The 13,152-nt window shown below is 42.4% G+C and carries 11 protein-coding genes; 4 read left to right on the forward strand and 7 right to left on the reverse strand.

All coding sequences use genetic code 11. The annotated features are described in order from the left end of the window. Positions 1–130: 130 nt before the first annotated feature. Entirely contained in the window at positions 131–1,156 is a 1,026-nt protein-coding gene (locus A923_RS0109460) for an FAD-dependent oxidoreductase (RefSeq protein WP_017221431.1), read from the forward strand. A gap of 28 nt (positions 1,157–1,184) precedes the next feature. Here A923_RS0109460 and A923_RS0109465 read toward each other — a convergent pair whose 3' ends face one another. After that, entirely contained in the window at positions 1,185–2,618 is a 1,434-nt protein-coding gene (locus A923_RS0109465) for an aminotransferase-like domain-containing protein (protein ID WP_017221432.1), read from the reverse strand. Between the two features lie 185 nt (positions 2,619–2,803). Between A923_RS0109465 and A923_RS22195 the strand changes: the two genes are divergently transcribed. Beyond that, positions 2,804–3,778 carry an EamA family transporter gene (locus A923_RS22195; protein WP_017221433.1) on the forward strand — a complete coding sequence of 325 codons (975 nt, stop codon included), beginning with the start codon at positions 2,804–2,806 and terminating at the stop codon, positions 3,776–3,778. 20 nt (positions 3,779–3,798) lie between these two features. Here A923_RS22195 and A923_RS0109475 read toward each other — a convergent pair whose 3' ends face one another. From A923_RS0109475 to A923_RS0109485, 3 genes are all read right to left on the reverse strand, one after another. Beyond that, positions 3,799–4,059 (reverse strand): hypothetical protein, encoded by a 261-nt coding sequence (locus A923_RS0109475; RefSeq protein WP_017221434.1) that lies wholly within the window; start codon positions 4,057–4,059, stop codon positions 3,799–3,801. 157 nt (positions 4,060–4,216) lie between these two features. Beyond that, entirely contained in the window at positions 4,217–4,759 is a 543-nt protein-coding gene (gene yjjX / locus A923_RS0109480; protein ID WP_026006169.1) for an inosine/xanthosine triphosphatase, read from the reverse strand. Positions 4,760–4,762: 3 nt separating this feature from the next. Next, complete coding sequence (locus A923_RS0109485; RefSeq protein ID WP_017221436.1) at positions 4,763–5,254, reverse strand: NlpC/P60 family protein; 492 nt, start codon at positions 5,252–5,254, stop codon at positions 4,763–4,765. Positions 5,255–5,814: 560 nt separating this feature from the next. Between A923_RS0109485 and A923_RS0109490 the strand changes: the two genes are divergently transcribed. Together A923_RS0109490 and A923_RS0109495 are read left to right on the forward strand one after the other, a co-directional pair. After that, on the forward strand, positions 5,815–7,419 hold the full coding sequence (locus tag A923_RS0109490) for a wax ester/triacylglycerol synthase family O-acyltransferase (RefSeq protein ID WP_017221437.1): 1,605 nt from the start codon (positions 5,815–5,817) through the stop codon (positions 7,417–7,419). A gap of 6 nt (positions 7,420–7,425) precedes the next feature. Continuing rightward, positions 7,426–8,070, forward strand: a complete 645-nt coding sequence (locus A923_RS0109495) for a TetR/AcrR family transcriptional regulator (protein ID WP_237716195.1) — start codon at positions 7,426–7,428, stop codon at positions 8,068–8,070. 19 nt (positions 8,071–8,089) lie between these two features. On the opposite strand, the gene A923_RS0109500 is transcribed toward A923_RS0109495, so the two are convergent. From A923_RS0109500 to A923_RS0109510, 3 genes are all read right to left on the reverse strand, one after another. Continuing rightward, complete coding sequence (locus tag A923_RS0109500) at positions 8,090–11,194, reverse strand: efflux RND transporter permease subunit (RefSeq protein ID WP_017221439.1); 3,105 nt, start codon at positions 11,192–11,194, stop codon at positions 8,090–8,092. Between the two features lie 29 nt (positions 11,195–11,223). Further along, on the reverse strand, positions 11,224–12,303 hold the full coding sequence (locus tag A923_RS0109505) for an efflux RND transporter periplasmic adaptor subunit (protein ID WP_017221440.1): 1,080 nt from the start codon (positions 12,301–12,303) through the stop codon (positions 11,224–11,226). Between the two features lie 116 nt (positions 12,304–12,419). Beyond that, positions 12,420–13,142, reverse strand: coding sequence for a hypothetical protein (locus tag A923_RS0109510; RefSeq protein ID WP_017221441.1), 723 nt, complete (start codon positions 13,140–13,142; stop codon positions 12,420–12,422). Between the last annotated feature and the right edge of the window lie 10 nt (positions 13,143–13,152).

Raw genomic sequence — 13,152 nt, forward strand, 5'->3', positions numbered from 1 at the left:
TTATCTGTTATTGATATGCATATGAGCATAATCATATTGCGACATGGATAACAAATAACAGGGTAACACCTATAAATAGGTATTAACCATGTGTTAAATTATTACTTTCTTCGTGCTAACGAGAGTTGCTATGAAAGCAATAACACAACCACATAAAGTCGAAACGACGATAGTCCGAACTCACGCCCTACTCCATATGGCTAAATCAATTCACAGTATTCGAGGTGCAAATTCACAAGGTGTTAGCTACTGCGAACCGACCATCGACCTTGCTGCCATCCAACATAAACTCGACCAGCTAGAATGTCTATATTACTTTAATAGTCAGCGTTATGTGGGCAGCCAAAATAGTGTAGTTAAAACAAATGAAAAAAAACAAGATAATAATGTTCTTAAACTAGCGCCTAACAAGCTCGTTTGGCATTATAATGAAGCCATCTCCCTGCCCTTTATTCCTGCTAAACTGGCTGTTGTTGGTGCAGGTATTGCGGCGATTGAAATAGCGACTATCTACCAAGCTTTAGGCGCAACGGTTGATATCATCATTACTGGCGATGATGTATTCCCAGAGTTAGACAAAGACATCAATAAAACCTTTCAGCGTTATGTGAAACGGCTTTTCAAAATCAAACCCCAAGCAGAAATCAGTGCTTTTAATTTCATTGATAACCAAGTGCAGTTATCGGTCACGAGTAAAAAGAAGGCATTACCAGACTGCCTTTATGATGCGGTATTTATCGCAGACACTGACGATACCGATTCGCAACATGATCGATTAACTCGGCCCTTTATGGCCACCAGCTTTCCGACTGTTGTATGGTTAGGCTGGACAGAAACGCAATTAGCCAGTAGTACGTTAAATTACCAGGTGATTAATCTGCCTTGGCGCGCTCTCGGTCGCGCTAATACAGACGTCAACACCAATGGCATAACCAAGTTAATCTTTAATACCGATGACCACACGTTAATTGGTGGTGGCATGATAGGTAACAATGCTGATGAGATATTTGGTGAGGTGTGTTTAGCCATACACAACAAGTTTACAGCCAACAATATTGCGCATACCGTGCATGCGCATCCAACCTTGCATGAATCAATATTGTTAGCTGCTGAAATGTATCTTGGCACTGCCACGGATGTACTGAACGAAGCATAACCGTGATAACGGTAAGGAATCGACTCGCTTATTTCACGGCAACATTGGCGTTAATCAATTCACACAAAATAACCAGCTTAGCCCTTAACGCCAGGGCTTCTGCTTGTTGGTCAGGCGTGTCTTTTTCATTCGCCACGATTGGCCAGCCAATGTTTAACCTAAGACAGTTTTGATAATATTCAAGCGTGGTAAATTCACCTCCAGCACGGAATGGCACATCTTGCTTTAAGGCTTCGCTAAAGACGGTTTGACTGTGCATATTTTCGAGCTGTAACCAGATAACCATACCGCCTTCGGCAACACTTATCTTGGTATTTTCAGGCAGTAATTCTCGTAGCACACTGTGGTACTGTCGCGCATGGGCTGCTAATGTGGTGGTTAACTTCTTCAAGTGTTTGGCATATTGTCCAGTATTAATAAACTCGCACACCGTATGCTGGACGATATTATTAACGCCAAAAAATTGCACATTACGCAACTGTAAATACGCATCAAAAAATCGACCAGGTTCACACCACCCCAAACGATACCCCGCCGCAATGGTTTTCGATACCGAGCTACACCACAATACCCAACCCGACTTATCCCAATATTTAATCGGTAACGGTGTGGTATGCGAATAACTTAGTTCCAAGTAGATATCATCTTCAATCACAGGGACTTGGTAACGCTGGGCAAGCTCGGCAATACCTTGTTTCTGTTGATTGCTCAAACAAAAACCTTGTGGATTGATATGGTTGGCACTGAATAGGCAAGCAGCGATACGTTTGCCGTGAAGTAGCGCTTCAAGTTGCACTAAATCAAGCTGAGCGTTGTAACAAGGGATCTCAACCACCAACCTACCCATGTTCTCTAATAAGTTCAGCAATCCACTAAAACAAGGTGATGATACAGCAATGCTATCCCCTGGATTCGTGGTGATTTCGATGGCACTGCGAACGGCATCTATACAGCCATTAGTGATCACTAAATTATCAGCTTTTAACGGAAAGTGTTGTTGTGTAAAGTGCCCGGCTAATGCAGTTCGCAATGCAATATCACCTTGATAATCGGGATAAGCAAACAGTTCTGCACCTGCACGCAGACTCGCACGGCGTAAACAGCGACTCAAGGTATCTTGAGGTAATAACTCAACAGGCAGCTGCGCGGTATAAAATGGACCACGTAACCCTTGGTCAATGGATTGGCTGGTTTTTGGCTTACTAATTTGCGCATTAAATTGGGGGTATATCGGCGTGCTTTGTTTATTCAGCGGCTGAGTAATAAAGTAACCAATTTGTGGTTTTGCATGTAACCAGCCTAAATCGAGTAAACGCTGATAGCAGTTATTGGCGGTAGTCATGCTCACTTCATGTAGCTGCGTAAACTGTCTTAACGACGGCATGCGTTGGTCGACAAGTAATACCCCCTTGTCTATATCGTTAATAATATTATCCGAAATTGTAATGTAACGCGCTGCCATGTTCTCTCTTCCCTATCAATTGGAACGATGTCGATTAAACCAACCTTGTTTACTAAACCCTTTATCAAATCCTTTACCGAACCCTTTACAAAACAACTGTACCCTAAAAATAAGTAAAAAGTGCATCTGTTTATTATTTAGCAACACGACATACTAGTCAAACACTAAAACGACGAGGTATGATTATGAACGAAAAGTTAATATCACCTAAGCACGGAAGTGCTTTATCACCTACATACGGAAAAGTAATATCACCGATTCACTTAATCATCATTGTCGCGATAACGTGTTTATGGGGCTTTAATTTCTCTGTTATCAAGGCCGGTGTCGACAACATAGATCCCTACGTCTTAACCGGATTACGTTTCACCTTTGCCGCATTTCCGGCGATCCTATTTGTGCGTAAGCCTGATGTAAGTTGGTTCTATATTGCACTCTATGGCATCATTTTTGGTGTTGGGGTATGGGGCATGATGTCGATGTCTATATATACCGGCTTATCTGCAGGCATAGCCAGTATCATCTTAGAATTAAGTGCTTTCATTAGTGTGCTGATGGGCGTAATTTTTCTAAAAGAACGAATCAGTACCAGTCTCAAAATTGGTCTGGCCTTGTCCTTAGTTGGGCTGGTTTTTATTGCCAATATTACTGACGGCTCAGTTACCTTGGTGGGCTTTATATTTGCATTCATTGGGGCAATAGGCTTTAGTAGCATTAGCTTAATGGTTAAAAAGCTGGCGATTAAAGATATGTTTGCGTTTGTGGCCTGGTCTTGTCTGTTTGCACCACTGCCGTTGTTTGCAATGGCATATTTAGTCAATGGCGTTAATCTTTATGACGAATTAACCACCTCACTCAACTCAACTGCATTCGCCTCGGTATTATTTCAGGCTTATCCAACAACGCTATTAGGCTATTGGGTATGGAATAAAATGCTGATTAAGTATCCGCTCAGCGTGATGAGTCCGTTTAAACTATTAGTGCCAATCTTTGCATTATTGGGGTCTGTTATTTTCTATGATGAGCAATTAGAAATAAACAAAATAATTGCGTTTTCATTGATTATGGCAGGTGTAGTAGTACCACTGATAGTACCTTTAATCACACCGTTACTAGCACCTTTTATGAAGTCACTAAGACTGAAAATAAAATCGCAGTAATTGAAACAGAATATCTGACCTCACTCAGCATTAATTTCAATTAATGCTGAGTGTTTATCAGTCTTTCGCTCTGTAGTATCGGCACAATAACCGCTGTTACATTGCTGCGTACAAGGTTTAGAACAATGCACGCGTTTGTTACAACTCCATAAACACAACTGCCAAACTTGCTGCTTAGATTCAGCATCTAAACAGTTCAAGTCTGCTACACACAAGTGACCCGCTTGAATCAACTCTGCCAGTTTATGTGTTGATATACTTAAATTAACCTTGGTCGCCATACTGCTATCCCTATAAACGCTTATAAACTATATGCTAATAATAATCACAAATGAGAACTATTATCAATAGGGCTTATCAAAAACCTTTACATTAAATTACAAAGCGTTCAAATAACAGCCTGAAACTACAAGCGCATCGCGTTATTGGCGACCCGTACTATTGATCATAAAGATCTGGGTATAAAAAGGGTGCCATGGCTAATGTCAGCGCTTGGGTATAGTTACTCTCACGTGTGGCATGGCCATTGGTTAACAAGCCAATCGCCCCGCCTTTATGCTTTATATTAACCGTCTTGAATAACTTGTCCATCACCGGTCCTAACTCTTCACCGTCAAGTAACGATTGGTAAATAGGCGCAGGTAAAGGTAATGCAGCACTACGGCCGACAGACTGCTGCTCTTTAGACGCAATGACAACGTATGCAAATGTAGCGGGACCGTCATCAAGCAGATCGACACCGCCTTCAATCGCAATATAAAAATCAGCCTCAGCATGCTGCTGACAATACTTAACACGGTTAATCGCACCGTCACGGGTTTCAGCTGCATTCATTGGTTGGTCTGGTACATTAGAAGGTGCGTTTAGTCCCTCACATTCGACAATACTGTCCGGATACAATTGCGCAATCACACTACGTGACGCGTTAACTTTCACTGGATTCTTCGATCCAACCACAACTTTAATTAATTTTTGTGCCATCATTTATAAATTAACTCTTCTTGATTGCCAGTAATGGCTATGCCAATAGGGATTATCCAAACGAGATATGATCACGCCACGACTACTCGATGCATGAAAGAATTGAAATTCATCAACCATGATCCCCACGTGCCGAACGTTCACACCCGTTTTAAAGAACACTAAATCACCCGTGCGCAATTGCTGACGCTTGATCGAGCGACCTACTTTTACTTGCTCTGCGGTTGTCCGCGGTAGCGATAAGGCGAATTGCTGCTCAAAAGTAAGTTTAACCAAACCTGAACAATCAACACCGCGCTTACTCATCCCGCCCCATTTATGCGGCGTACCACGCCAGTCTTTATATTGTGATAACAACAACCCCTGCACATAAGCAAGCTCGGCCGTTGGAACATTGATTTTTGGGGGGCTTGCGGGTTGTTTTATCGCACTATTCTGACTACAGCCAGACATTAACAGTAACAATAGAGCACAACAAAACGATTTAACTAACATGAGATGTATCCCTTAGTATTTAACACTCTATATTTAATCCTAAATTTAATTCTCGATATTCTACCTTTACGCTTCAGCGCATAACAACCCGTTTATGACTCTCTGTCTAAAATCTCAGTTAAAATGCTCACAACCTGTGCCAAAATTGACAAGATAAATGAATAAAAAATTAAAAAACAAATAAAAATTAAATAATAATGCATCAATATGGCCTTTATCTGCTGTTAAACACTGTTACAAATAACACCAAAGTTACCGCCAACATGACATACTGTAATTAACATCAACAGGTCAGACCTCTTTGTTTATAAAGCTTTTTCTATACATCTCTGATTTTAAAAATTTAACAAAAAATGCAATAAAATAGTTAAGTAACAAGATCTATAATATATTTAATACTATTTTCATACTCTTAAAAGTACATTTAACACCTTGTCACTATTTACAAATACAAAACAACAAACTAACATATACCCATATAGATATAGAACGAACTTAAAAGTAGAGCTTAGTATCTAAACACTTTATTTTATGGATTTACCGCATAGGGATTAGATAACATGCAAGCACTAACGCTAGTTGATATGGGTTTCTTGTACACAGAAACAGTTGCCAGTCCTAAACATGTAGCCGGATTACAAATTTTTACGATACCTGAAAATTACCAAGGTAACTTTACGCGTGATCTCTTTGACAGCTTAATGTCGCAGGATGAAATTAAACAGCCATTTAATTTGAAGCTCAAGAAGCAACTTACCGGTCAATATCACTGGCAAGAAGATAACAATATCGATCTGTCTTACCATGTAAGATTCGCCATGCTACCGCAACCCGGCAATGAAAGTCAGTTACTGCATTTTGTTGAACATCAACATGAAACACTGTTAGACAGAAACAGACCATTATGGGAAATGATATTGATTGATGGCTTAGAAGATAATAAATTCGCCATTTATCTAAAAGCCCACCACGCCTTCACTGACGGTGCCAAAGCTAACCAACTATTAATGTCTTATTTAAGTAAAAAGACCGACGCACCGATGACGGCGTTTTGGAATATTGAACGCGAGCACAAAGAAAAAGAGCTCGATAGCATGCTAACGTCAATTACCAAGACATCTAAGAAGCTATCAGATCAAGTTAAATCGATTCCATCGCTAACTAAACTCACAACTAAGTTGTTATTCCAAGCTGCAAATGTATATAAAGCAGATATGCCGACTCCGTTTATGGCACCCAAAACGCCTTTTTCCGTCAGCCCTAAACGTGCTCGTCGTGCTGCTGTTTCTGCATTGCCGCTATCACGTGTTAAACGTATTGGTAAGATGACAGGGGCAACGATCAATGATGTCGTTGTCACGATCTGCGATATGGCAATACACAACTACCTTGCAAACAAGAACTTCAATCTAAAGAAACCACTTGTTGCACAAATGCCAATGAGCTTGCGTGAAGCTGGTGATATGCAAACCAATAACCAAGTAGCAATTAGTCTTGTTGAGCTTGCTTACCGTGGTGAATCGCCACTTGAACGCCTAATGACAATTAAAGATTCGTGTATCAAATTAAAAAAAGAAACACGTTTACTGACTAAAGAAGCACTGACAAGCTATACCATGGCGAGCCAAGGCCTTGCTGTTGTTAGCGAATTTTTAAGCTTAGACACCATATTACCACCAATGGGTAACGTGCTAATTTCAAATGTACCGGGTCCTAGTGAACCGTTATATATGATGGGCGCAAAAATGGAACAATGCTTCCCTATTTCGGTATTACCACCAGGCATGTCACTGAACATTACGCTGTACAGTTACAACGGCTTAATTAATGTTGGTTTAGTTTCATGTCGTTCTGCGTTACCTGATTTAACAGACCTCGCTGAATATGTAAACTCTGCGTTCACAGAGCTTGAAAATGAAGTACTAACAAGTGCAACAACATCTGTAACAGAACAAATAGCACTGCTTACTATGCCCAATGGTAACTCGGGTATTAAACAAGAGTGTTTAGCTATTATTGAACAAATATTAGCGGATACTGAAAAGCAAGATGAAGTTAAAACGCCAGTCTTAGATACAAAAATAATTCAACCTGTAAAGAATACATCAGCGAAAAACACAATCACCACTGATACAACAAGCAAAACTGTACCAGCATCAGCTTAGGGATAAATGATGAAAACACGTGACAGGATTTTACAGTGTAGTTTAGAGATGTTCAGCCAGTACGGACACGTAAAAGTGTCCACAGTTGAAATTGCTAATGCGTTAGAAATAAGCCCTGGTAATTTGTATTATCATTTTAATGGTAAAGACCAGTTATTAACTGAGTTGTTTTATGAGTATGAAGCGGCAATTAATAAGCTCATGTCATTCTATGAAGATGATGTACAAGCGTTTGAAGATTACTGGGCATACCTGAATATATATGTCGGTTTAATTCAACAATATTCATTCTTCTATCGTGATATGAAAGTTATCTTCGATGAGAACAAACTGTTGAAACGTCGCTTTATGCGTTTGGTCAATAACCATCATAGCTTTTTCTTAAAGATGCTAACGTCGTTAAACACCAGCAGTGAAATCAAGATGTCAGAAGCGCAGCAAAACGCGATGGCAGATACCATCTGCTTGATTGCGACAAATTCGTTGGATACACAATTAGCGGAAGAAGATTACGATCTACAAGTGATAACTCAGCGTATTGTATTGCGTATTATCATGTTAGTTGAACCTTATTTTTCTAGCGAAGCAAAAGTTAAATACCTGCATGAAGTGGAACAAAACCCGGTAGAAGCAACGAGTTTGTTTAGCTAATAATAGCCCTAGTCGGTATTTACTCACTAGGGCGTTTTTCCATCCGGATCACAAACACCAAAATGGCAGGAATGACGAAAATAGTAAATATAGTTGAAACCGCCAACCCTCCGAGAATAACACTACCGAGACCACGATAGAGCTCTGACCCCGGCCCAGGGATCAATACTAACGGTAACATGCCAAAAATACTGGTGGTCGCACTCATGTAGATAGGGCGCAGACGACTGCGGGTAGATTCAAGCACAGCTTGCTGATAGTCCATTCTCCCCGAGTGAAAATTATTCAGTGCTTGATGAACAATCAAGATGGCATTGTTAACCACCACGCCGACAAGAATAACAAAACCCAACATGGTTAATACGTCCATTGGTTGCGGTACGATGAAGATATTCAATAATTTAAGACCGATAAAACCACCAGCACTGGCCAGTGGTACCGTTAGCATAATAATCAGCGGGTAAATAAAATTACTGAACAACGACGCCATCAGTAAGTATGCAATAAGAATGGCCAATAGAAAATTCCACTGCAATACTTCACGAGTTTGTACTAACTTGTCAGCAGCTCCGCTCATATTGACGAGCAAACCATCGAGTAAGTTCATACTGTTCATATCAGGAATTACCTGTTGCTCGATGATTTCCATCGCAGTTTGTAGTGGCATTGATTTCGGCGGGGTAATTTGCAGCGTAACGGTTCTGCTCCTTTCTAGATGGCGGATCAAGGCCATGCCTGTGGTTTGCTGCAATTTAGCTAATGAAGACACCGGTACGACCTTACCCTTGGGTGTGGCTAAATTCGCCTGATAAAGCGCCTCTGGAGTAACAAACTCACCGTCATCTGCTTTCATGATCAGGTCTATCTTCTTTTTGCCTTCTTGTTTGTAATCCCCGATAACGCGACCATCCATGAGTACATCCAATGCGACCCCCAAATCACGCGTCGACATAGCGTTAGCACGTAAACGATCATGGTCTGGCAAAATTTGTACTTCTGGATATGTGAGCTCAATAGACGGTATAGGTCGAATCTGGCTGCCTGCCAATTGAGTATTAATCATATTAAACAGCGTCGCTGACGCGGTCGCAATTTGGTTCAAATCATTACCACTAACATTAAGTTTGATTGCTCGCCCTTCTCCTAGTCCAGACTCAAATACCCCGGGTTGTAAGCTCACGCCGTACATGCCTGGAATACTGTAGATCAGTTCGGTAAAAAAAGGCAGCAGTTCGCTGGCACGATCCCAGTGTTCACTGATAGCCCCTGAAATGATAAATCCCTCGGCACCGACGTAAAACATATTCTTGATCGCTGGCACATCATCGATATCAGCCCCGATGTGCGGGAGTGCCATATCAAACAAATGCTCGCCTATTTCAACCCGCTCAGCTGTCGATAACCCAGGTGGTGGTATCAATATATTAAGTACTAGATTACGATTTCCTTGTGGCAAGTACTCCATTTTCGGTGTTAATAGCCAAACTGATGTGATTGCCAATCCAGTCAGTAAACAGATAGTCGTCAGCCGCGTCATCCAGTTACGTATTGCCTGTGTAACCAGCGCCATCACTCGGTTTGACAGCCATTGACCTAGCCTATCAAGTAACGTTCGCTTGCTGACGGCTACCTGCTTTTGACCGCGGAACAACCGATAGGCAAGCATCGGGATCACCGATATCGATACAAACAAACTTAACGACACCGCAGCAACAACAGCGATAGCAATGTCCCGAAATAGCTGCCCAGCCTCTTCCTCAATAAACACCACAGGTAAAAATACCGCAACAGTCGTAATGGTTGAGGCGAGCACTGCGCCCCAGACTTCTTTGGTGCCATATAAGGCGGCATCGAATGCTGTTTTGCCCATCAGGCGGTGACGCACAATATTCTCGATAACGACAATGGCATTATCCACCAGCATACCAACAGCAAAAGCGATCCCGGCAAGACTGACGACATTGAGATTACGCCCCAAAAAATCAAGAAAGATAAAAGTACCAATAATACTGATTGGAATAGCCGTAGCAACGACAATGGTGGCGCGGACACTGCGTAAAAAGAGCAATAACACCCCTATAGCAAGTAGCCCACCAAACATGATATTTTGTTGGATCTGATCGATAGCGCCGTTAATGTAGAAACGCTGATCGTAAACCCACTCGAGATAAAGCCCTTCTGATTCAAGGCTATTTTCATTCAACCATTGATAACGCGCTTCCACCAGATTGGTCATTTCAAGGATATTAGTGCCAGTTTCCGGACGTACACCAATGGCTATACCCGGTATCGCATTGTGCAACACCACGGAATTTTTCTTGGCGTAGTCTTGACGGATCTCAGCGACATCGCTAAGTAATACCCGTTGTTGCCCAGTCGAGCGTAATACCACTGCCGCAATGTCTGCGACCGATTTGAATTCACCCGTGGTACGAATACGAAAGTCACGCCGACCGACCCCCAACGTACCTGCTGATACGTTGGTATTTTCACTCTGGATCACCTCGATCACGGCGTTGATTGTCAACCCGTAAGCGGCGAGTTTTTCGGTACTGATGATAACGTGCATCTGCTCTTCGGTACCACTACCAATGAACAGCTCAGATACTCCTTTAACTCGTTCAATATGCTGTCGAACTTCATTCTCAAAAAAGGTTTTGTAAGTTTGGATTGGGCGTCGATTACCCTCCTTTGTTTTCAGGATCATCCAGATCACCGGAGACGCTGTCGCTCCCGAGGCATTCACCACAGGGTTATCGACTTCGGCAGGATAAGAGGCAACTTCGTTGATCTTGTTGGTCACGCGCAACAACGCCTGTTCAACACTGGTGCCGACCTTAAAACGTAAAGTAACACTGCCTTGACCGTTGCGCGCTTCACTTTCCATCTCGATTAAGTCGGGCAAACCTTTGAGGGTATTTTCCTGCTCTTCAATGATCTCACGCTCAATCTCGTAAGGCGTTGCCCCACGCCAGCTGGTTTTTACTTGTATCTCTGGTTCGATCACCGTAGGACTTAATTGATAAGGTAAGCGTGTCAGGCTGATGACGCCAAACATGAGCAACATGATAATACCAGCAAGAATGGTGACAGGTTTTAGCATTGAGAAGCGGATAATATCCATAAACGATCTCTGTGTGATGGGCGCTCAGCTTAAAAACGTATCGCTTGACCGTCGTGTATGCGTTCGTTACCTTTGGTAACCACGTGCTGTAAATCTGTAAGTTCAGGCCCTTTTATAGCAACGAGCATGCCTTGATAACCTAAGATCTGAATCGTAACCATTTTGGCTTTTCCATCAACGGCTAGAAAAATAACCTGTTTACCAAACTGATTAATAACCGCATCCCTTGGCACCAGCAAACTGTCGATTTTAGAGCCACTGGGTAAACTAACGTATGCTTGCATACCAGCAATTAAGCCTCGCGCTTGCTCTAGCTTTAGTTTGACAGTGAAACTCCGTGTCGCGACATTACCTTGAGGTAGAAAATGCATAAACAAGCCGGTATAATTTTGCCCAGCACTGCGAACTACAATTTGACGACCAGTATCTAAAAAGTCTAGCAGATGTCGCTGTACATCGACTTCAACCTCTAGCTGTTGATCATCAGCAATCACGGCAATTTTACCACCGGCAGCAACCCACTCTCCTTGCTCTGTCAGTTTTGCTTGAACCAAGCCGTCGAACGGTGCATTGATTTGGGTTTTTTGTATCTGTAACTGCTGATAGTCAAGTATTGCCTTGAGGGCGATGACGCGTTTTTTCTGCGCCAGTACGCGATAATAATTTTCATCATAGAGGGATTCGGAAACAGATTTATCGGCGAATAACGCTTTGATACGACGTAAATCTTTATCCGCACGTTCGAGTTCAAGCTGAGCCTGACGATAATTGGCACGTGTCCCAGCAAGCCTAGCTTCAAGTAAGTCTGAGCGCAGTTTTACCAAAGGCTGGCCCGCTTTGACTCTAGCGCCGGCGGTAAAGTGAATCGTTTCGACAATGCCACCAATCTCGGCAGCGACCCGAGAGACTCGCGCATAACGAATACTCCCGACTAATTCGACCATCGGCTCTGCAGTCCCACGGGTAATGAGGCTAACTTCCACCAGCATAGGTGGCGGCCCTGACTTTTGGGTTTCGGGCTCTTTGTCAGGCGCTGCGTGGAGTATGACAGGGCTGAGTAATACCAGTAATAAAACATACAAGGATGACGGTAAAAAGTAAAATCGCATTGCCACTCCCCTATCAATCTAAATCGTCGTCAACTCAGAAAAATATAACTCGAAGACTCTTTCATACATTCTTTCATACACTCGGCACTCTCTCGGCACTCTCTCTGCACACAAATTTAACTGTTTTCGCGTTTACTAATCCAAGGCACCCTGAACCAGCAATCGACTAAAACCACGACCGCCATCGCCCCTAGTCCACTGATAAGTAATCCACCGGTCAGCGGAATTAAATAACCAACAAAGCCAACAAATTTAGCTAACGTCCAAAATAACACATCGCCCCACAAGCCAAGGAATGCAGCACTTATCAACACGTATTTTATCCAATCGAAGACATGTGTCATCGATAGCAACATGCTAAGGATAAACACCATCATACTAATCGCGAATAAGTGAGTGTGCGTTTCCACCGCGAGCTTGTTCCAAGGAATACCTTTTTTGGTCAACGCCTTTACTTCGTCATAAGTTGTTAATGGCATCGATGTCATCGCGTCTGTCATGGTTGAACCTAGGCTATGACAAGCTGTACAGTCTTCATCCATAATTGGCGCGATGTCAGTATCATAGAGCGCCTGCGAGCTACCAGCTTCAACCCAGTCCTTCACGACCTCAATATAATCATCATCAGAAACATGATCATACATTGAGCCTTTCATTGCACTAACAATAGCAATGCCTGCGTACTTTTGCTGCACCGTGTTCAGACTAGGAATTTGAGCGATCTGACCCGTCGTACTAAGTGAAATGGCCATCGCGGCATACAATATACCGTATAAAATGGATAGACATAATCCAGAAATAGCTAATCGAGAGGCTAGATTCAACGCTTTAATATCCACATCAACTCCT

Origin of the sequence: Moritella dasanensis ArB 0140 (assembly GCF_000276805.1) — a bacterium.
Classification (GTDB): domain Bacteria; phylum Pseudomonadota; class Gammaproteobacteria; order Enterobacterales; family Moritellaceae; genus Moritella; species Moritella dasanensis.